The 21,165-nt window shown below is 60.2% G+C and carries 19 protein-coding genes and 1 pseudogene; 16 read left to right on the top strand and 4 right to left on the bottom strand.

Translation table 11 applies throughout. The features are described 5' to 3' along the window. Positions 1-29: 29 nt before the first annotated feature. The 5 genes from CR103_RS15690 to CR103_RS15670 all read left to right on the top strand — a co-directional run bounded on the left by CR103_RS15690 (position 30) and on the right by CR103_RS15670 (position 3,561). Positions 30-335 carry a TrfB-related DNA-binding protein gene (locus tag CR103_RS15690; RefSeq protein ID WP_099916892.1) on the top strand — a complete coding sequence of 102 codons (306 nt, stop codon included), beginning with the start codon at positions 30-32 and terminating at the stop codon, positions 333-335. Next, a complete protein-coding gene (locus tag CR103_RS15685; RefSeq protein WP_099916891.1) occupies positions 332-1,102 on the top strand; it encodes a ParA family protein in 771 nt (256 codons plus the stop codon). The genes CR103_RS15690 and CR103_RS15685 overlap by 4 nt, the downstream gene beginning before the upstream one ends. Continuing rightward, positions 1,099-2,103, top strand: coding sequence for a ParB/RepB/Spo0J family partition protein (locus CR103_RS15680; protein WP_099916890.1), 1,005 nt, complete (start codon positions 1,099-1,101; stop codon positions 2,101-2,103). Before CR103_RS15685 ends, CR103_RS15680 begins: the two co-directional genes overlap by 4 nt. Before the next feature lie 437 nt (positions 2,104-2,540). After that, positions 2,541-2,885: a KfrB domain-containing protein gene (locus tag CR103_RS15675; protein WP_099916924.1), complete on the top strand. Its 345-nt coding sequence runs from the start codon at positions 2,541-2,543 to the stop codon at positions 2,883-2,885. Positions 2,886-2,916: 31 nt separating this feature from the next. Then, positions 2,917-3,561: an IncP plasmid survival protein KfrC family protein gene (locus tag CR103_RS15670; protein ID WP_099916889.1), complete on the top strand. Its 645-nt coding sequence runs from the start codon at positions 2,917-2,919 to the stop codon at positions 3,559-3,561. Between the two features lie 36 nt (positions 3,562-3,597). Here CR103_RS15670 and traM read toward each other — a convergent pair whose 3' ends face one another. Genes traM through CR103_RS15655 form a run of 3 tightly spaced genes read right to left on the bottom strand, consistent with a single transcriptional unit; the run spans position 3,598 to position 5,242 of the window. Continuing rightward, on the bottom strand, positions 3,598-4,032 hold the full coding sequence (traM, locus tag CR103_RS15665; protein ID WP_099916888.1) for a conjugal transfer transcriptional regulator TraM: 435 nt from the start codon (positions 4,030-4,032) through the stop codon (positions 3,598-3,600). Then, positions 4,032-4,757, bottom strand: a complete 726-nt coding sequence (locus CR103_RS15660) for a PRK13886 family protein (RefSeq protein ID WP_099916887.1) — start codon at positions 4,755-4,757, stop codon at positions 4,032-4,034. Before CR103_RS15660 ends, traM begins: the two co-directional genes overlap by 1 nt. Next, a complete protein-coding gene (locus CR103_RS15655; RefSeq protein ID WP_229443183.1) occupies positions 4,757-5,242 on the bottom strand; it encodes a TraK family protein in 486 nt (161 codons plus the stop codon). Before CR103_RS15655 ends, CR103_RS15660 begins: the two co-directional genes overlap by 1 nt. Before the next feature lie 293 nt (positions 5,243-5,535). Between CR103_RS15655 and traJ the strand changes: the two genes are divergently transcribed. The 8 genes and pseudogenes from traJ to ssb all read left to right on the top strand — a co-directional run. After that, positions 5,536-5,913 (top strand): conjugal transfer transcriptional regulator TraJ, encoded by a 378-nt coding sequence (traJ, locus tag CR103_RS15650; protein WP_099916886.1) that lies wholly within the window; start codon positions 5,536-5,538, stop codon positions 5,911-5,913. A gap of 33 nt (positions 5,914-5,946) precedes the next feature. Continuing rightward, on the top strand, positions 5,947-8,391 hold the full coding sequence (traI, locus tag CR103_RS15645; protein WP_099916885.1) for a TraI/MobA(P) family conjugative relaxase: 2,445 nt from the start codon (positions 5,947-5,949) through the stop codon (positions 8,389-8,391). Then, positions 8,388-10,367, top strand: coding sequence for a type IV secretory system conjugative DNA transfer family protein (locus CR103_RS15640; RefSeq protein WP_099916884.1), 1,980 nt, complete (start codon positions 8,388-8,390; stop codon positions 10,365-10,367). Before traI ends, CR103_RS15640 begins: the two co-directional genes overlap by 4 nt. Further along, positions 10,364-10,900: a conjugative transfer signal peptidase TraF gene (gene traF / locus CR103_RS15635; RefSeq protein WP_099916883.1), complete on the top strand. Its 537-nt coding sequence runs from the start codon at positions 10,364-10,366 to the stop codon at positions 10,898-10,900. Before CR103_RS15640 ends, traF begins: the two co-directional genes overlap by 4 nt. 9 nt (positions 10,901-10,909) lie before the next feature. After that, the gene (locus CR103_RS15630) at positions 10,910-13,108 is read left to right on the top strand and encodes a DNA topoisomerase 3 (protein ID WP_099916882.1); all 2,199 of its coding nucleotides are present in this window, start codon (positions 10,910-10,912) and stop codon (positions 13,106-13,108) included. A 21-nt stretch (positions 13,109-13,129) separates the two neighbouring features. Further along, positions 13,130-13,396 carry a protein TraD gene (locus CR103_RS23500; RefSeq protein WP_229443170.1) on the top strand — a complete coding sequence of 89 codons (267 nt, stop codon included), beginning with the start codon at positions 13,130-13,132 and terminating at the stop codon, positions 13,394-13,396. 46 nt (positions 13,397-13,442) lie between these two features. Then, a complete protein-coding gene (locus tag CR103_RS23495; protein ID WP_307719713.1) occupies positions 13,443-17,639 on the top strand; it encodes a zincin-like metallopeptidase domain-containing protein in 4,197 nt (1,398 codons plus the stop codon). A gap of 57 nt (positions 17,640-17,696) precedes the next feature. Next, positions 17,697-17,897 (top strand): annotated as a pseudogene (gene ssb, locus CR103_RS15615) (single-stranded DNA-binding protein); the annotation flags it as partial. 56 nt (positions 17,898-17,953) lie between these two features. On the opposite strand, the gene CR103_RS15610 reads toward ssb, so the two are convergent. After that, positions 17,954-18,646 (bottom strand): IS6 family transposase, encoded by a 693-nt coding sequence (locus tag CR103_RS15610; protein ID WP_099916881.1) that lies wholly within the window; start codon positions 18,644-18,646, stop codon positions 17,954-17,956. A gap of 73 nt (positions 18,647-18,719) precedes the next feature. Here CR103_RS15610 and CR103_RS22770 point away from each other — a divergent pair, with 73 nt between their 5' ends. From CR103_RS22770 to CR103_RS15600, 3 genes are all read left to right on the top strand, one after another. Continuing rightward, entirely contained in the window at positions 18,720-18,923 is a 204-nt protein-coding gene (locus CR103_RS22770) for a hypothetical protein (RefSeq protein WP_180279414.1), read from the top strand. Positions 18,924-19,181: 258 nt separating this feature from the next. Next, a complete protein-coding gene (gene dcm / locus CR103_RS15605; RefSeq protein ID WP_099916880.1) occupies positions 19,182-20,546 on the top strand; it encodes a DNA (cytosine-5-)-methyltransferase in 1,365 nt (454 codons plus the stop codon). Positions 20,547-20,588: 42 nt separating this feature from the next. Continuing rightward, positions 20,589-21,011: a very short patch repair endonuclease gene (locus CR103_RS15600; protein ID WP_218968492.1), complete on the top strand. Its 423-nt coding sequence runs from the start codon at positions 20,589-20,591 to the stop codon at positions 21,009-21,011. The last annotated feature ends 154 nt before the right edge of the window (positions 21,012-21,165 follow it).

Here is a 21,165-nt window from a genome sequence, read left to right as displayed (position 1 = left end):
GCGCGGGGTGATGACTATGGGTGAAATGGATGAAAAAGCAATTAACCGAGGCACAGTTCCAGGCCGCGATCAAAAGCTTGGACGTTGGCCAGCAGACGATCGAGATAGCCCGCGGGGTGCTGGTGGAAGGCCAGCAGCAATCGAGCTTCGTGAAATCGCTCTCTCTGACCAGGGGGGCGGTGTCGCAGGCGGTGCAGCGGGTCTGGGCCGCATTCGAAGCGAAGAGCCTGCCCGAGGGATACGAGCGGGTATCAGCCGTGCTGCCGGAGCATCAGGCCTTCATAGTGAAGAAATGGGCGCAGGACGCGGCCAGAAAACGGGAAGCAAAACAATGAAAGTGGTTACGGTCGCACAGCAAAAGGGCGGCGACGGCAAGTCGACCAACATCGCGCATCTGACGTTTGACTTTCTGGAGCGCGGATTACGCGTGGCTGTCTGCGAACTCGACCCTCAAGGAAACGTCGCTTCCACGCTGCGGCAGTTCGAGACCTTCTGCACAGCCAGTAAAATGTTCGAGCCAAGCAGTACTGACAGCCTTCACGCTGCGTTAGCAGGGCTGCCCGACGGGCCCCTCGTGCGGGTGATCGCAGCCGACAATGCAATGGCCGACGTCAACATGCGCAAGTTTGACCAGGTTGCCGGCGCGTTCAAGCAGAACGTCGAGGCTTTGGCCGCGTACTTCGACGTACTGCTGATCGATACCGCGCCGTCACTTAATGTCAGTCTGGCCAGCGCCCTGAACGCGTCCGATTGCGTGTTGTCGCCGATCCAGATGGAAGCCTACAGCATCCAGGGCATCAGGAAGATGCTGACCGTGATCGGGAACATTCGCAAGCTCAATCCGAAGCTCAAGTTCCTTGGCATGCTGCCGAACATGGTCGATGCGCGCGATCCGCGCCAGGTCCGCAACCTGGCCGAGCTGAAAGCCGCTTACCCCCAGCTGATGATTCCTCTGGAGATCGGCCGGCGTGGCAGCATCGCTGACGCCATGGCGACGGGTGTGCCAGTGTGGAAAATCAAGAAGACCACGGCACGCAAGGCGAGCCAGGAAGTGCGGGCTGTGGCCGCATATGTATTTGAAAAGATGGAGATCGCAGCATGAACGCACCTATTCCCAAAAAAGGCGTTTCCGGCCTCGGACTTGACAGCATGGGCGACTTGTCGTCGCTGCTGGACGAGCCCACGCAGGAACCGCGCGATCGCGGGCCTCTCATGATCGCCACCGACCTGATCGACGAAGACCCGAACCAGCCACGCACCCAGGACAATCCCGGTTTTCGGCCTGAAAGCATCGCCGAGCTGGCAGGCAGCTTCGGTCCAAAGGGTCCGAAGACACCACTTTCGCTGCGCGATAACGAGGCGGTGCCAGGCCGTTACATCATCAATCACGGCCACCGCCGCTATCGTGCCGGCAAGTTCAAGGGGCTGTCCGTGCTGCCGGCGTTTATCGATAACGAACACGATGACGACGACCAGATCATCGAGAACATCCAGCGCGAAGGCCAGGCGCCGCGGGAAATCGCCAACGCAATCGGCCGCAAGCTCGCCGGCGGGAAAAAAAAGAAGGCAATTGCCGAGCGCTGGGGCAAGTCGGCCTCCTGGGTGACGCAGTATGTCACGCTGCTTGATCTGCCAGAGCCAATCGCTGTCGTGTTTAACAACGGCCGGGCGAATGATGTAACGGTCGTCAATGAGCTGGCGACTGCCTACAAGGAAAATCCCAAGGCAGTCGAGGGTTGGCTGAGCGTCCCAACCCAGGAGATTACCCGTGGCGAAGTCAAGCTGTTGCGCGAATTCCTCTCCGAGAAGAACAAGGACGGAGGTCAACACGACCCGGTGACGGTTGATCTCGGGTCCGGACAGACCGATACCGATGGTGAGGCGGGCGAGCAAGAACCAGGTCCGAAGACGGGAAAGGAGGCCGATTCGTCGAAGCTGAAAAAGGCGATCGTCCAGGTTGAGCACGACGGCCGCCCTGCCCGGCTCATGCTCACCAGGCGCCCCCCGGCGGAAGGGTATGCCTGGTTGAAATATGGGGACGACGGCAAGGAGTTTGAGGCCAGCCTGGCGGACGTACGGCTTGTCGCCGTCCTCGAAGGCTAGTCTCAACAGCAAGCCTGCCGGGCGAATGATTTGACTTGGCCGGCCGCGTGCTGACGGCTGCACGCGGCCGGCGCGAGCAGGCGCAATGAAACGCGCCTGCTCGCGCGAAAGCCCAGGCACCGTTATCCGCGCTGCGCGGCCAGATGGAAGCGCGGAAGGCATCGCGGAGCAAAATTGACAGTTGCTGCAAACGCTCAAGCCGAATATCAGCAAACAGGTTTCCAATCAATCATGCACAGCGGGGCCGGCCCCGCCGCCGGTGTCCGCCAATCTATAAAAATCACGAATTCTCACAAGTATGATTAAATTGTAAACGGTGCTTCCAGTAACGATGATAAATCGAAACAGAATGGGCTAGAATAACGGGTTGCATGTCTACTATCTCACAACTAAAACTGATGACATCTGCCCTGATTCAGAACCGCACGGAGACTTCAATGAAGCAACGCCTTCTTGTCATGAATGGGCAGCGCCTCGTTCAGAGCGAAATCGAAGGCCAATGGGCTACCGACAAAGTCGAGAAGGCCGGGCTGGTCAAGCCTGGGATTTACAACATTCACCTGGCCCTTCAGGCCGACAAAGCCAAGGTCCATGTGGGCGTCATTGTCTACCAGGACCGCACCCACGTGTATCAGCAGGTAGGTGCATCATTCGTAAGGCATGATCTCGCGGATTTCGGTAAAGTACCTGAAATCGGGAGCAATTCCAGCGTCAAGTATGTCCAGGGCGCCGCCCAGCCATCGCTGGCGGCATCAATAAAACTGGGACGTGGAATTTCTTGACCGACTTTAGCCGCTAAAATCGGAGGAAGTCATGGATCAGAAACGGGGCCAACCCGGGCAGCAAAACAGGGTGACGCAAGCGATCTTGCCAGTGCAGGACGCCGACTTGCAAGCCGACAGCCTGACAGAGCGGGCACGTGAGCTGCAAGCCCAGCAAGCCAGCCTGCCCGATGCAGGCCGCATCGAAACGACGCTCGCAACAACCCTCGCAACAACATACAGTGCGGCCCTGGCGGTGCAGGTCGAAGCGAAATACGACCAGGCCGAACGGATCGAGGACAAGCTGGAAAACCTCATCGAGCAGCAGTCGTCCAGGCTGCAACAGTGCAGATCGCAACAACCAAGCCTGATCGCCCTGCCAGGTGCGCGTTCGCGCTGGCAGCAGCAGCTCGAGCAGCAGCAAGGCACGCTGCAGCGACTGCAGGGCCGACTCGAAACCGTGCGCGAAATTAAGGAAGGCATGGGGACGCACGGGCCCCGCATGGAAGAGCTGGCCACGCGCAAGCTGCGCCATCAGGAACTAGGCCTGGCCTGCGAGTGGGACCAGCTGCAGGAAGCCCAGCGCATGAACCTGGCGCACCAGCGCCGGTTAAAGCAGGAAAAAGAGCAACTGGAACGGCAGATGGGCCGAGCCGGCCTGTCGCATGTCCTCGTTCTTGCCCAGCGACCGACCTGAAACTTCGCCGCCCAAGGGGGACGATACCACTGCCGATCAGCGGACGACGGACCACAGCACGATCGCAGCTGCGCACAGGGTGACACAGGACGCAAACACGTTTAACCAGGCGAGCTTCCTGGCGTCGCCGGCGCGCGCGGCAGCTGCCCCCAGCAAGGCATTGACTTCGCCCACCAGGGCCGCCGCAGCCCGCCTGGCGCCCTCCTCCATCACTTTCTGCATCGCATCCTTGCTGGCGGCCAGTGACGCGTTCAGGATGCGTTCTGCCTTGTCCCTGGCGTCATTTCCCCAGCGCTGGGACAGTCCTTCCAGTTCTTCCTTGTACTGATCGAGCTGGACCTGCTGGGCCTTGGCGCTGTCGTGCATCAGCCGCAGGTTGATCGTCTGCAGAACCAGGATCGGATCGTCGCGGCCAACCGCGATGCCGTGCTTGGCGCCAATTTCACGGATCAGATCGTCAAACGGGTCCATCAGATCACCATTGCATTGTCGAGTTGCCCGAATACCTGGCTTTTGATGATCTTGAGCCGCTGCCTGGTCATGATGGTCAGCGTATCGAGTGCGATTGCTTCGTCGAACGTCAGGCGATCCTTGAGCATGTCGGCCAGGTCCCGGCCGTAGGTTTCTTCCTTGAGGGCCGGCAGCCGCACGATCGCGGCAACCCTGGCCTTGTTCGCCTGGTAAGCCTTCATCTGCTCGAAGCCCTTCCCTTCATGCTCGATCGGGCCCCAGTACGGATTGAGCCATACGACGAACAGCGCCTCGCCGGGAAACTGCGATGCGAGCTGGGCAAATCCACTGACGGTATCGAGCAGCGCCTGGCTACCGGTAATTACCGTGTGGACGACAAGTTGACGGTCCATTTCGGCGAGCAACGCCGGCACTTGGTTGCTGATGAGAAAGTGCGACAACGGCACGAACGACGACGCCCCGTTGTCGATGATCACATCGCCCCTGGCTGCGGCGATCATTTCAACCAGCGTGTCAAAGCTGCGCGGGTTGATCTCGTCGTCTTCCATGATTTTGAGGTGATGAACCGCCAGACCCTTGTATCCGGAAAAAGAAGCGTTGACGGGGTCGGTATCGATGTTTGCAGGCGGCGATCCCTTGCTTGCCAAATATTGCGAAAGCAGAGCGGCCACTACCGACTTCCCTACCCCACCCTTGCCTTGCAAGATGATATGGACTTTCGACATCACAGTAGCTCCTCTTTGTTAGGTGCGGCGTTGAATGTAAACCCGGCCGGCGCGGTCGACGTTGACGGCTTGCCCGTGGGCGCCGGCTTTTCCCTGGCTGGCGGAGGCTGTCTTGCCTGGGCCTTTTTTGCCGGCAAATCTGGCACCTGGACGACATGGAGCGACGGCTGCTTTTCCTGCTGCGGCCTTCGAATGTGCCGGTTGACGTAATGAAGGAACATTTCGTATCTGAATTCGACCCGTTTCATCTCGTGCATGTGCGCCCAGATGGTCGAAACCGGATAACCCTGACCCAGCGCTTCCCTGACGTCGTCGCGCACGGCCAGGAACGCGACCACGTTCTTCTCGCGCTTCGTTTTTGCTGGCCGTTGCTTCACCCACTTGGCAAGCTCTTCTGAATAAGACTTGGCCATGGCTCCCTTCTTCCTGATGAGCGCCGCCTTGTCGAGTACCAGGTTCGGGCGAGCAGCTTTCCACTGTTCCAATTATAGGCCGGGTTCTAAAAATTTCCGCTATATCGTCAAAAAACGTAGTTTTCTGTTGAATATTTCGTGGATAAATCGAAAGCGCAGTGCTATCATTTTCTTGGCGTAATGGACTCGGAGAGTCGGGCAAGATAGGTGAAGATAGCTATCCGGCAAGCCGGATATCTCTCTCTTCACTCTCCCTTATTCGCGCCTGCGTCGCTCAACGGGAATCTTGCTCTGCGAGGCAGGCGGCTGCCGCCGCCAAAAAATCATCGCCTGCCGGCGAACACGCGAACACGGATACGTGCACGATGAACAAGGCGACAAAAGTGACCCGGAAACACAAGCACCTGCGGGTGCCGGTGCTGCCGGAAGAGGAAGAGCAGATCGCGCGGAACGCGCGGGCCGCCAACCTGCCGGTGGCGGTCTTCCTGCGCAACATCGGACAAGGCTACGAAGCCCGCAGCATCCTTGACAACCGCCGCGTCGAGGAACTGGCGCGCATCAACGGCGACCTCGGGCGTTTGGGGGGATTGTTGAAACTCTGGCTCACCAACGACGAGAGAACGGTCGCGTTTGGCGAGGCCACCATACGCGCCCTGCTCGCAAAAATCGAGGCGACCCAGGACCGGATGTATGGCGTCATGCGCGAGGTACTCATACTAAAGGCGACCAAGGGGCAGCGGTGAAAACTTTAGCGGCTAAAGTTTCGGACGAATAGCATGATCGTCCGGCATGTCCCCATGGAATCGGTCCAGAAGAGCAGTTTCGCGCAGCTGGTCAAATACCTGATCGATCCCCAGGCTAAGCAGGAACGGGTCGGCACCGTCAGCGTCACCAACTGCCATTGCGAGCAAGCAGCAGTCGCCATGCTCGAAGTATTGAATACGCAAATCCAAAACACGCGCTCGGCTTCCGACAAGACCTATCATTTGATCGTTGCCTTCCCAGCCGGCGAAGAACCCGACGCAGCGACTTTGAAAACCATTGAAGAACGTATATGCGCCGTCATCGGACTGGGCGAGCACCAACGCGTCAGTGCCGTTCATCACGACACCGACAACCTGCACATACACATCGCGATCAACAAGATTCATCCGACCCGCTATACCATCCACGAGCCGTTCAATGCATACCATGTGCTGGGCCAGCTCTGCGACAGGCTGGAAGTCGAATATGGCCTGCAAAGGGTGAACCACCAGGCGAACAAGAATGGCAGCGAAAACCGCGCCGCCGACATGGAGCGGCATTCGGACGTGGAAAGCCTGCTGGGCTGGATCAAGCGCGAATGCCAGGACCAGATACGCAGCGCGCAGTCCTGGTCGCAGCTGCACCAGGTCATGCACGATCATGGCCTTGAAATCCGCGAGCATGCCAACGGCCTGATTATCAGCGCCGGGAACGGCATCAGCGTCAAGGCCAGCGCCGTCCACCGGGAGTTTTCCAAAAAGAACCTGGAAGGGCGCCTGGGCAGCTTCGCCAAGTCGCAGGCGCCAACCAAGGGCGCGCCGAACAAGCGCTACGAGAAGAAACCGATGCGTTCGAAAGTTAATACGGTCGAACTGCACGCCAGGTACAAACACGTACAGCAGTCGGCAACGTCCGCCAGGGCGATTGAATGGGGCAGGGCCATCGCCCGCAAGAACCGGCTGATCGAGGACGCGAAACGGGCCGGTCGGTTGAAACGGGCCGCGATCAAGATCAGCGGGGCACCGGGGATCGGTAAAAAGCTGATGTATGCAGCGACCAGCAAAACCCTCATCGCCGAGATCGACCGCATCAACAGGCAGTACCTCAAGGAGCGCCAGGAGATCTACGCAAAAACGACGCGCGTGGCGTGGGCCGACTGGCTGCGCGAGCAGGCGATTGGGGGCGATCAGGAAGCGCTCGAGGCGCTGCGCGGACGCGCCGCGGCGGCAAAACTGACGGGCGACACCGTGGCCGGGGAGGGCGCTCCGGGGGCCGCTACTGGCCGGTTCAAGCACGACAGCGTAACGAAGAAGGGCACGATCATCTACAGCGTCGGCGCCAGCGCCGTACGCGACGACGGCAACAAACTGAAGGTTTCAACAGGGGCCGACCAGGCCGGCCTGCAGGCGGCTTTGCGCCTGGCGATGGAGCGCTATGGCAGCCGGATCACAGTCGACGGTTCGGCAGCGTTCAAGGAACAGATCGCAAAGGCTGCCGCCGCGGCCGACTTGCCCGTCACGTTCACCGACGACGCCATTGAGCGCCGTCGCCAGGAGTTGATCAAACCACTCACTACCAGGGAGAATCAGAATGGAAACCGGAATGGAAACGAGAGCAGCAGACGACGACCTGATCGCAGCCGCGATGGCCCAGCTCGACAGGCCGCAGCCGGCCGGGCAGCGGCAGCAGGAGCAGCAGCAGCAGGAGCAGGAGCAGCAGCAGGAGCAACAGCAGCGAACGCAGCCGGCGCCGCCAGGCCAGGACCCGGACACGCCTTCGGTCACAAGTCCGACGCTCGAAAAACTGGCAGTTACCCGCCGCCCGCTGCACAAAACCGTGTGCGAGCAATGTCCGAACTCGGTGTGGTTCAGCAGCCCGACCGAGGTCAAGTGCTACTGCCGGGTGATGTACCTGGTCACATGGAGCACAAAGGAGGCCAACCAGATAACGGGGTGCGACGGGATCTATATCGGCCAGCAAGAGTAGCTCGGGCGCCGGCAGCAACTGGCGGCAAGCCCGGCGTCGGCCGCCTTGGCACTTCGCCGTCACCGGCGAGCAAGGACCGGCTGCAACGGCTGTCCCAGCTTGGCGCGATCGTCATTGGCGAGCGCGTCACACCAGCGGCCCCGGCTTTCACGCCAGGCACGCCGGCCGGCCTGCACACCGGCCAGTATGCAAACGGCGCCGCTCAAACGCGCGCGGCCGACCGATACATAGCTGAGCGAGAACAAAAACGTTCCATTAAATTCGATATACCGAAGCACGTACGATATACTCCAGACAAGGACAGGACCTTGCTGTATGCCGGTCTGCGCCAGATCGACGGGCAGGCGCTGGCCCTGCTCAAGCATGGTGAAGAAGTCCAGGTATTGCCAGTTGACGAAGCCACGGCACGACGCCTGAAGCGGATCGCGCTGGGAACGCCAATAAGCGTGACCAGCAACGAAGCAATCAAAAAGAAGGGACGGAGCAGATGAACGACCGGTTCAACAATGCCGTTGGCCCGCAGGTACGGGCCAGGAAGAAGGGGCCTGGCAAGGTCATCCCGGCGCTGGCAACGCTCACCCTGGGGGGAGCTCTGCAGGCGGCGACCCAGTTCTTCGCTCACGACATGCGCTACCAGGCGGCGCTGGGCTGGAATGTGGACCACATCTACCCGCCGTGGGGCATTCTCCAATGGGGGGCGAAGTGGTACGGCAACTACCCGGACGCCATCATGCGCGCCGGGAGCGTCGGTCTTGCCCTGGCCGGCGTTGGCCTGATCGGACTGGTCGTCGCCAGGATGGTCCTGGCGAACACATCGAAGGCCAACGAATATCTGCACGGTTCGGCACGCTGGGCGAACATGCAGGACATTGAGAACGCAGGTCTGTTGCCGTCAGCGCGCAAGTGGCACGAGATCATACGCGGTGTTCAGGCGGCGAAGAGCAGCGGCGTGTACGTTGGCGCCTGGGTGGACAAGCATGGCAAGCTGCATTACCTGCGCCACGACGGGCCTGAACATGTTCTGACCTACGCCCCGACCCGATCCGGCAAGGGCGTCGGCCTGGTTGTGCCGACGCTGCTGTCGTGGCCCGGCAGCGCGCTGATCACCGACTTGAAAGGGGAGCTGTGGGCGATGACGGCGGGCTGGCGTCAGAAGTACGCGAAAAACAAGGTGTTGCGCTTTGAACCGGCGGATCCGGATTGCGACGTCAGCATCAATCCGATGGACGAAATACGGCTCGGGACCGGGCACGAGGTTGGCGACGTGCAGAACCTGGCAACCCTGCTGGTCGACCCGGACGGCAAGGGCCTGGAAACGCACTGGCAAAAAACCAGCCAGGCGCTGCTCGTCGGCGTGATCCTGCACGCCTTGTACAAAGCCAAAAACGAAGGCACGCCGGCAAATCTTCCGCACATCGATTTTCTGCTGGCCGATCCGAACCGCAGCGTGGCCGAGCTGTGGATGGAAATGGTCACGTATGGCCACGTCAACGGACAGAACCACCCGGCCGTAGGGTCGGCGGCGCGCGACATGATGGACCGGCCGGAAGAAGAAGCAGGGTCGGTCCTGTCGACGGCCAAGTCGTACCTCGCGCTGTACCGCGACCCCGTCGTGGCGCGCAACGTCAGCCGGTCGAGCTTTCGCATCAAGGACCTGATGAACCACGACAGCCCGGTCAGCCTGTACATCGTCACCCAGCCAAACGACAAGGCGAGGCTGCGCCCCCTGGTGCGGGTGATTCTGAACCAGGTCGTGCGGCTGCTGGCTGACAAGATGGAGTTCGAAAGGGTCGTCGCCGCCATGCCGTGGTGGCGGCGCATGCTCGCCAGGATCGGTATTGCGCAGGCGGCGACGACCTATGTTCAAACCAGGAAGAACTACAAGCATCGCCTTCTCGGCATGATCGACGAGTTCCCAAGCCTGGGCAAACTGGAGATCCTGCAGGAGTCGCTGGCATCCGTGGCCGGCTATGGCATCAAGTTTTATCTGATCTGCCAGGACATCAACCAGCTCAAGAGCCGAGAAACCGGCTACGGCCCGGACGAGACGATTACATCGAACTGCCACGTGCAAAACGCCTATCCGCCCAACCGCGTGGAAACGGCCGAACACCTGTCGAAGCTGACGGGCACGACAACCGTCGCAAAAGAGCAGATCACGACCAGCGGCCGGCGCACCAGTGCGATGCTCGGTCAGGTCTCGCGCACCATCCAGGAAGTTCAACGACCGTTGCTGACCCCGGACGAATGCCTGCGGATGCCCGGTCCCAAGAAGAGCGGCGATGTGATTGAGGAAGCGGGCGACATGGTGGTGTATGTGGCCGGCTACCCGGCCATCTATGGCCGCCAGCCGCTGTATTTCCAGGATCCGACGTTTACCGCCCGCGCGGCCGTGCCGGCGCCGCAGAAAAGTGATGCGCTGCGCTCTGTAAAGACCCGCCAGAGCGAGGACGGGATAACGATATGAAGCCGTTGCTCGTAAGGGCCGCCGTCGCAGTGAGCCTGGTTGGCGCCGGCGTGATCGCCCTGGGCCTGCTGTGCCATGTGGTGGGCGCCCGGATCAATACGAGCAAGAGCATCCCCCTGGGCCTGTACTGGACCAGCAACGGGCCGGCGGAGAAGGGCGCCTACGTCATTTTTTGCCCCCCGCAAGTTGGGGTGATCGCGGAAGCGAAGCGGCGAGGTTACCTGTCCGCCGGTTTCTGTCCCGGCGATTACGGCTACATGATGAAGAAAATTTTAGCCGCTAAAGGCGACCGCGTAACCATCGCCGGGGAGGGCGTAAGAGTAAACGGCGCGCTGCTGCCCCTCAGTGCGCCGCTCGCGCATGATCGCGTCGGCCGAGCGCTGCCGCGTTTTCAGTCCGATCGTTCCACCCTTGGCAGTAACGACGTGCTGCTGATGTCAACTGTCAGCGGCACGTCGTTCGACGCGCGCTATTTTGGCCCGGTGGGGCGTTCCCAAATCCGGAGCGTCATAGTCCCGGTTGTTACCTGGTAGGAGGCATGTATGCGACTGTTCATTGCGGAAAAGCCCGACTTGGCGAAAGCGATCGTCCAGGGCCTGGGCGGCGGCAGCCGGAAGGACGGCTACTACGATTGTGGAGAAGATTACGTTACATGGTGCTTCGGGCACATGCTGCAGCTGCTTGACCCGGAGGACTACGACGAGCGCTACAAGAACTGGTGCATGGACGACCTGCCCATGTCGCACATCCCGTGGCGCAAGAAACCCGGCGGCGACGACCGGAGCCAGGACCAGCTCAAGACGATTACGGGCCTGTTGAAAAAGGCCGCCAGCGTGGTCCATGCTGACGACCCGGACGAGGAAGGCCAGTTGCTTGTCGATGAGATATTGGAATATACGGGATGCCGCTTGCCGGTCAAACGCATCCTCATCAACAACAACACCACCGCCGCGGTCAGGAAGGCGCTGGCCGCGATGCGCGACAACGCCGAGTTCGCCGGGTTGTCGGCAGCGGCCGAGGCGCGCAGCGTCGGCGACCAGCTGTACGGCTACAACCTGACACGGGCATACACGCTGGCGGCGCGCTCGAAGGGGTACCAGGGACTCATGAGCGTTGGCCGGGTACAAACCCCGATCCTCGGACTGGTGGTGCGCAGGACCCGCGCGTTCAATGCCCACACCAAGGCCTGCTACTACAACGTGACCGGCCAGTTCGACGTGCAGGGCGTCACGTTCCCGGGACGGTATCAGGTTGCGGAGAATGATCCGGTGGACGAGAAGGGCCGTCTGGTGGACGAACGGCACGCCAAGGGGGTGGCCGAAGCTGCCCGGGATAGGCCGGCCCGCATCGTCAGTGCCGTCACCAGGTCGAAAGAGCAGCACCCGCCGTTGCCCTACAGTCTGTTGAAACTGCAGACGGACGCTTCGCGAAAGTACGGATTCAAGCCCGACCAGACCAAGGACATCACCCAGGCGCTGCGCGAACGACACAAGCTGATCACGTACAACCGCAGCGACTGCGAGTACCTGAGCGACGAGCTGCACCCGGAGGCGCCGGCCGTACTGGCCGCGATCGGCAAGACGGCGCCGGTCCTTGCGCCGGCCGCGCAGCGGGGCGACCCGGCCATCAGGAGCCGGGCATTCAATTCAGCCAAAGTCTCGGCTCACCACGGCATCATTCCGACCGAGACAACGGCCGATCTGGCAAACCTGAGCGACGGCGAGCAGAAGATCTACCTGCTGATCGCCCGTGCCTACATCGCGCAGTTCTGGCCGCAGCACCTGTACGACCAGACCGATGTGGTGGTGGAAGCGGGCGGCCACCGTTTCGCTCTGCGCGCCAACATCACGACGCAGCCAGGCTGGCGGGTTCTGTACAAGAACGACGCCGGCAACGACGATCTGGATGGTGATGAAGGCGCCGTGGCGATCGATGTGCGCAGCCTGCAGGACGGGCAGGCGGGTTCGTGCACCGGTGCCGTAGCCGAGAAGCAGGAAACGAAGCCGCCGCCGCTGTACACAATGGCCACCCTGCTCAGTGACCTGACCCGTGTCGCCAAGTACATCCGGGACGAGCGCCTGCGCAAGCTGCTGCTCGAGAAGGATAAAGGCAAGGAAGGCGAGCATGGCGGAATTGGTACGCCGGCCACCAGAGACAGTATTATCGCTACCCTGTTCGACCGCTTGTACCTGATCGAGCAGGGCAAGAACATCGTCCCGACCAAGACCGCTGAAGATTTTTACGACGCCTTGCCTGACCAGGCCAAGTTCCCTGACATGACTGCGCTCTGGCACGAACAGCAGAAAGCGATCCAGGCCGGCGAGCGTGACACGCTCTCATTCGTGACCGAACTGATGGGCTATGTTGCCGGCGAGGTGGACCGGGTCAAGGAGCAGGGTCTTGCCATCCAGGTGGATCTGCATCCGTGCCCGACCTGCACCAAGCCGCTGCTGCGGCTGCGAAAAAAGGGCACACAGGATTTCTTTTGGGGCTGCAGCGGGTTTGGCGGTGGCTGCAAGTATGCGTGCGAGGACAAGGCCGGCAAGCCGGTCCCGAAAACAGCACTTGAGGTTTCGGCGCAGCACAAGTGTGGCGCGTGCGAGCGCGGCCTGGCTCGCCGGCCGAACCCGAAAAAGAAGGGCGCCTTCTGGTGGAGCTGCAGCGGCTACCCGGAGTGTAAACAGACGTACCCCGACCGCAAGGGCCAACCCGACTACAGCAAAGCCAAGACTGCAGCTTAACCCACGACCAAGAGCGCAATCATGAACAACCAAAGCATAAATTTCCCAGCTGCTGCCACCGAGTCTGACGACGCCCTGCGCGAGCTGGCCGTCACCGATGCGGAACGCGATTTCATCATCGTCAAGGATGTCGCTGCCGCAACGCTCGAGAGCGCCCGCGGCAAGCTGGCGGACACCATGACGCCCGGCTTCCAGGCCGAGTTCGATCCAGCAGAAGCCGAAGCGGCAGGCGCCTTCCATGAGGACGCGCTGAGCGAAGCGGACGCGATCGACAGTACCCACGACTAATACGCCGGCAATCCAGTTCATCGGAACCATTGGGAAGGGAAACGAGATGAAAAGCGATCAGAAACCATTTCACGAGGCAGTCGCCGAGAAGCTGATCGAGCAACTGCGAGAGGGCACGGCGCCGTGGCAGAAGCCGTGGGAGCCGGGCGAAGCCGGCGCCGTCATGCCGATCAACCCGACCACGGGCAAGCGCTACCGTGGCATCAATGCCCTGCAGCTCATGAGCGAAGGCCGCACGGATCAGCGCTGGATGACGTACAAGCAGGCCGGCGCGGTGGACGCCCAGGTGCGCAAAGGCGAGAAGGGTACGCCGATCCAGTACTGGAAATTTACCGACGAACATACCAGAATGGTGGACGGCAAGCCGGTTCTCGACAACCTGGGCGATCCGGTGAAGGAAACCGTGAAGCTGGAACGCCCTCGGGTGTTCATCGCCACCGTGTTTAATGCCGAGCAGATCGACGGTCTGCCGCCGCCGGTGGCGCGCAGGGAGCAGGGCTGGAACGCCGCGGACCGTGCCGAGCAAATCCTGCAGTCCTCCGGCTCCACGATCAGGCATGGCGAACACGACCGCGCCTACTATCGCCTGGCTAGCGACAGCATCCATCTTCCGGACAAGGCCCAGTTCGCGACCGCCGACGCCTATTACGCGACCGCGCTGCACGAGCTGGGACACTGGACCGGCCATTCTTCGAGGCTGGACCGCGATTTGATCCACCCGTTCGGCAGCGAGGGCTACGCCAAAGAAGAATTGCGCGCCGAGATTGCCAGCATGATCCTCGGCGACGAGCTGGGCATTGGCCACGATCCGGAGCAGCACGCCGCCTATGTCGGTTCCTGGATCAAGGCGCTGCAGGACGATCCGCTAGAAATTTTCCGCGCCGCGGCCGACGCCGAAAAGATCCAGGATTACGTGCTGAGTCTGGACCAGACGCAAGTTCAGGAACAAGCCAGCACGCAAGCGGGCGCGATCGAGCACCCACAGGCGTTCGTCGACACGCAGGGCCGGTTGCGCGACTGGACGACGGCAGATCCGATGTCGCAGGACTGGCAAGGCGTCATCAAAAACGAAGGCGCCTACTGGCACGTCGGCCGGGAAACCGGCGAACGTTCATTTACCGTGCTGGCGGCGACAACGTTCAAGGATGCCCAGGCCGAGGCACAACGGGTCAAGGCGCTGGCGGTAGACATTGGGGCAGTACTCAACAATCCCGAGGTGTCGTTCAGCCATTTCAGGGCGTATCAGGGCACCGATCTTGAAGATGCGCTGCGCAGCCGCGGCTTGACCACGGTCGGCAGCGTCACCGGCAGCGAGCCGGCGGTGTTCTACGAAAAGGCCGAGAACCGGCTTTCCTCCGTGTTCGGCTTGGAACCCGGCCATACCGGAGCGGATAATGCGTATCTTGAGCGCAAGGGATTAGCGCAGGAGTTCGCCAGTACGGCTGAACGCATCATGGACCAGCTCCAGCTACAGCTTGAATCGGAGGAAGCGATGAATACTGCAACCCGGTTTTCAGACGCCCAGGACTTTCCCGGTTTTGCCCTGCGGGTTTTCGATGCCGATCTCGGCGGCGACCGCGACATTCCTCACAACTCGCTTGAAGCGGTGATCGACGCCTTTGTCGTCATGAACGAGACGTTCACTATCGTCGACCAGGTCAATCCGCGTGTAATGCAAGGCAATAAAGTGATGCTGCAGCTAAATGAGCAACCAGGCGACATCGGTCAGCTGATGTTTGACAACGGAGATGTGCATGCTCTCTACGAGCGGGCGCTTCAAAAAGCTGCCAGGGAGGTTCAGGCCGTGATGTCGGCTCCGATATCCACCACTCCCCAGGCGGTCGATCAGGAGGCAATGCGTATTGGCCGCGCCGAGGCCTGGACCCTTGCGCGTATGGAGAAAGACACGCTGACCCGCGCCCTGGACCACGCCAACCTGGCGCAGCTCAACCGTGTGCAAGACGTGCTGGCCGCGATGGAGCCTGTGAGTCCTGAAAATGCGTTCTGGCAGCGGCATCCCCTGCCGAAAGACGTCCCGGCGTTCAAGCAGCAGCTGTACGACGCGGGCCAACAGCTGCCGGTGCGCCAGACCGACTCCCACGTGGCCGCGGCCCGGCTCGAGCTTGTAACAGGCCAGGCCTTTGGCCACGTGCGCGCCGCCGCCATCGAGCACTTCGGTCGGGAAACAGCCGCGGCGTTCGATTTTACTTTGCCGCAGGACTGGAACGGTGGCGTCCTGGTGCAAGGTGCGGTGGCAGAAGAGGTGGACGGCAAGCTGGTTCCGAAGTCGGCCCTCGAGAAGGGCGTGGAGCCGGAATTCTGGGGCGTCTATGCACAGCTGCGCGACAGCACTCAAGAATGGCTGACGCACAGGCCAACCGAGCAGGATGCCGATCGGCTGGCAGAGCGCCTGGCACTGGTGGACGCCCATTCAACCATCAGCGAGCAGGCCAAGGCGGCCAAGCTCGCCCGCGTACATGAAATGCGCGTACGCCGCGATCCCGACAGCACGGACGAGGATATTTCAGCCGCTAAAGAAGCGCGCAAGAGTGCCGAGCTGGCCGCGACGGCCGGGGAGCTGCAGCAAAAGGCCGAGTTCAAGGAGCAGGCGCGCGCTGTGTCGGCCGCATTGCTGGCACAGGCCGCTGTGCATGCCGGCGACACCGACAGGATCTTCATCGACGTCCCCTACAAGGAAAAGAGCCAGGTAAAGGATCTGGGCGCAAAATGGGACCGGCAGCAGCAGTCCTGGTATATCCCGGCCGGCGTCGACGCGGCGTTATTTGCAAAATGGCTTCCGCAAACCGCCAAAACGGCTGCCAGCGACGCCCAAGCGACCGGAGCGCCTGAAACAGCCTTCTGCGACAGCGCCGTGGAGGGCCGTTTCTACCTCGCCGTGCCGTATTCCGAGCGCGCCGAGGCAAGGGCCGCCGGCGCTGCATGGGACAAGGTGGCGAAGTCCTGGTACGCCGGGTCTGGCGCCGACATGGCGAAGCTCGAAAAATGGAAGCCGGAGAACGTGACGGTGGAGCAGAGCCCGGCGATGACTCCAAGGGACGAATTCGCCGACGCTCTGAAATCGATCGGCTGCGTCATCAGCGGTGAGCACCCGATCATGGACGGCTCGAAGCACCGGATCACGGTTGAAGGTGAAAAATTCAGCAAAAATTCAGGCTCCGGCTTCTATGTTGGACACCTGGACGGCACCCCGGCCGGCTACATGAAAAACAACAAGACCGGCGCCGAGCTGACCTGGAAGGCAAAAGGCTATACGCTCGACCCTGAACAGAAGGCGCGGTTGGCGGCCGAGGCGGCGCAAAATCTGCAGCAGCGCGAGGCTGAGCACGGCAAGCTGCAGGACCAGGCGGCAAAGCGTGTGGCAACGCAGTTAAAAAAACTGCGGCCGGTCGAACAGGCGACACCCTACATGCTGGCCAAGGGGATCGAGCCGCAGCCCGGCGCTTTCACCGACAAGGACGGAAAGAAAACGTACATCCCGGCAATCGATGTCGACGGCAAACAGTGGTCCCTACAGTACATCCAGGAGGATGGCACCAAGCGCTTCGCGAAGGACAGCCGGAAAGAGGGATGCTTCCATGTCGTCGGCGGCGGCATGGACGATCTGGCGAAGGCGCCGGCGATCGTCATCGGCGAGGGGTACGCCACGTCGGCCAGCCTGAAACAGTCGCTGGGATTCCCCACTGTCTCGGCGTTTGACTCTGGCAACGTTCTCCAGGTGGCGCAGGCCTTGCATCAGAAATTCCCGGACAAGCCGATCGTGATTGCCGGCGACGACGACCGGCATCTTGAAATTACCCTCGGCGTCAACCCGGGCCGCACCAAGGCGGAGGAGGCGGCCGCTCTTGTCGACGGCAAGGTGCTGCTGCCAATTTTCGCACTTGGCGAGGCCAGCTATCCGGCGGGGCTGGATCCGGTCACGCCGCAGGCCTACCGCAAACACCAGGGCACCGGCACCACCCTCAGCGCCGAGCAGCTTGCCGCTCTCGAGAAGATGAAGCAGTACACCGACTTCAACGACCTGGCCACGCGCAGCGCCCTTGGTCAGGCAGGCCTTGATCGCCAGGTACGAACGATCGTCGACGCGGCGATCAGGAAGCACCAAAGCGCACAGGTCGACCAGGTGCATGAGCAGTCCGACCAGCAGGAACAGGAGCAAACGAAAGTGCAGTCGTTGCAGCAGGAAAAGCCAAAGCGCCAACGCAAGGTTGCGAAGGTTGCGTAAGTCCGTCGCCTGGCGGCGGTACCGTATCCCGCCAGGCTAACTCACCTGGAGAAAATCATGGCATCTGTCAACAAGGTAATCATCGTCGGTAATCTGGGCCGCGATCCGGAAATCCGCTACATGCCGAGTGGCGACGCGATCGCGAACATCGCTGTCGCCACCTCGTACAAGTCGAAAGACAAGAACACCGGCGAGCAGAAAGAGCTGACCGAGTGGCACCGCATCTCGTTTTTCGGCCGCCTGGCCGAGATCGTCGGGTTCTGTCGCGTTGTTGAGCGCAGGACGGAGTTTTCCGTGCCGAGCATGACCCCGGCTTACACTGGACGGACTTGCCCTGCCAACGCATAAAACCGGTCAGCGAACGACGTGACAGCGGCGCCATTAATGGCAAACTGGCCCTTGCGGATCATGTGCATGAGCTCGACGCCGGCAAGCACATTGCTGGCAGAGCGGAATGACTTGAAGCCCAGCATAAGCCTGGTCACGCGCTTGATCGCGCGATGGTCCTGCTCAACAATATTGTTGAGGTATTTGACTTGGCGTACCGTGATCAGCACGGCGCGGCCGGCGTTTATCTCGTCGATCGCTGCCTTGTTGGCGCCGCTCTTGTCCATCGCGACTTTTTCAGGCGCGCCCTGTGCGGCCATGGCCTTGTCGAAGAAGCGCTTGGCTGCGGCCATGTCGCGCTTGGCCGTCAGCAGGAAGTCGACGGTCTTGCCCTGCTTGTCGACAGCGCGGTAGAGGTATTTCCAGATGCCCTTGACCTTGATGTAGGTTTCATCCATGCGCCAGCTGGTCCCAACCGGGCGCTTGTGTTTGCGGGCCATCTTCTCGACAAGCGGCAAGAAGCGGATTGCCCAACGGTTGATCGACGAATGATCGACCGACACACCGCGCTCTTGCATCATCTCTTCGAGGTGCCGGTAGCTCAACGGGTAAGCCACGTACCAGCGGATGCAAACCAGGATCACGTCGATCGGGAACCGCATCCCTTTGAAGTTGAGCATCTCGATTCGTCCAATATCCGGGCGTCATAGTCTACCTGATCAGCCACCATGGTCTGGCTAACGCGACAGAACCATGTTACGCGGTCAAATTCTAATGCCTGCGGTCACGATGGGGCCATCTTTTTTTCCTTTTTTTAGCCGTTTTTGGTCGTTCGGCACGCAGCGAATCGCCGGTCAGCGTAAAGCGATGGTTGCGCTGCATGATGCGATCCAGAATGACGTCGGCAATGGTAGCGTCCTCAAAGTGCGCAGAATGCCGCACTCGTTGACCCCGTAATCCGCCAAGTCACGATCACTGATGCAGCACACAATTTGGCTGGCTGTACGCTGCCGCTCGCGCATTCAATGCGCCTGCGGTCGTTGCCCGGCAGAGTGGTCGTCCGGCCGCCCTCGGGTGGTCATCGCGCGATTGACCTTGCGGCGACGGTACTTAGTATCTATTTGCCAATTTTTGCGATGAGTCATGCAGAATTTTTGAATTCTATCTGGGTCAAATGTGTGATAATGCTGCACTAATTTCACCCAGATAATAATTATGGCACCAGACAATGACGGCCTGACGCTTCTGAAACAGACGCTTGAAAGCTACGACCAAAAATATATTGCGGGATATCTGAATGAGATATCGCCCGAATCCTGGAACCGCGAAAAAATTAACCGCTGGCTCAGCGGGAAGGCAAGTCCCAGACTCAGCTATGCGGAGTACGTCCATCTTCTTGGCCTCATGCCGAAGGCACCGTCAACGCATCAGAAGCACGACTTTGATTTTGTTGACCTGTTTGCCGGTATCGGCGGCATCAGGAAAGGTTTTGAAGGCATCGGCGGACGCTGCGTATTTACCAGCGAGTGGAACCCTTACTCTGTGCGCACATACAAGGCAAATCACTATTCAGACCCTGAGCATCACGTATTTAACGACGACATCCGCAAGGTTACACTAAGTGAGCAGGAGGATGTGACAGAGGACGAGGCTTACAGGCACATTGACAATGCAGTGCCGGATCATGATGTGCTGCTTGCCGGGTTCCCGTGTCAGCCGTTTTCGATTGCAGGGGTTTCAAAGAAAAATTCGCTGGGCCGGAAACATGGTTTTGAGTGCGATACTCAGGGGACGCTTTTTTTTGATGTGGCCCGTATCATCGCCGCCAAGCGCCCGGCTGCGTTCGTGCTGGAGAATGTGAAAAATCTTAAAAGCCATGACAAGGGCAAGACCTTCCGCGTCATCATGGACGCGCTGGATGAACTGGGCTACTGGGTTGCTGACGCAGAACAGGCCGGCAGGAAGGACTACAAAGTCATCGATGGTCGTCACTTTGTTCCGCAGCACCGTGAGCGCATTGTGCTTGTCGGTTTCCGCAAGGATCTCAATGTTCATGATGGCTTTACGCTGAAAGATGTTGATCAGCTTTATCCGAAGCACAAACCGACGCTGGGCGATATTCTGGAAAAAAATCCTGATCCGGCCTATATCCTGACGCCCCATCTCTGGCAGTACCTGTTTAACTACGCGCTTAAACACAAAGCCAAGGGTAATGGTTTCGGGTACGGACTGGTAAAGGCAACAGATGTAGCGCGCACCCTGTCTGCGCGATACCATAAGGATGGTTCGGAAATACTAATTGACCGCGGCTTTGATCCTGACCTTGATTTGCACAACAAGCAGAACATGGAGAACCGGCCACGGCGCCTGACGCCGCGCGAATGTGCGAGGCTGATGGGCTATGATGGTCCGGGGGAGTCTGATTTCCGCATCCCGGTATCTGATACCCAGGCTTACAGGCAGTTCGGAAATTCGGTTGTCGTGCAGGTATTTGCGGCAGTAGCCACGCTGATGAAGAGTCGGATTATTGAAGCCAGGCGTCTTGATGCTGCAGTGCAAAAACGAAAACTGGCGGCATAATCCGTGACTGATGTACATAATCCGGAGCGCCGTAGCAAGAACATGCGTGCGATCCGGAGTAAAAATACTGTCCCCGAGTTATTGATACGCAAACTGCTTTTTTCTCTCGGATTCCGCTTCCGTCTGCACGTCAAAAGTCTTCCCGGCACGCCCGATATTGTTCTCCCGAAGTACCGTACAGCTATTTTTGTTCATGGCTGCTTCTGGCACGGGCACGACTGTCATCTTTTCACACTCCCTCAGACCCGGCGCGATTTCTGGCAGGCCAAAATTGACGCCAACCGTCAGCGTGACCTGCGCAGCGAAGACATGTTGATAAGCGCCGGCTGGCACGTGCTGTCTGTGTGGGAATGCGCGCTTAAAGGCCGGCTGAAGCAGGAGCCGGACGAGCTTGCTCACCAGCTCACCAGTCTGATTCGTCATAATTACCCCGATGTCTTCCGCGCCGAAATACGTCATCGGTAGTTCCCATCAATGGGGGGCGGTGTGCAGTCAATCCACCCAAGTTAAGACATTTCAGCAGTTTTTCTGAGTCATCTTCTTGTGTGGTTTTGCGCCTGGCTTTCGGGGCTTCAAACGATTCTCTCGATGTCGGTAGGTCCTCCCGGCAATCAACCCA

The organism is Massilia psychrophila (assembly GCF_002760665.1).
Classification (GTDB): Bacteria; Pseudomonadota; Gammaproteobacteria; order Burkholderiales; family Burkholderiaceae_D; genus JAFCUW01.
Note: the sequence above shows the minus strand (reverse complement) of the source record. Positions and strands in the feature narration are given on the sequence as shown.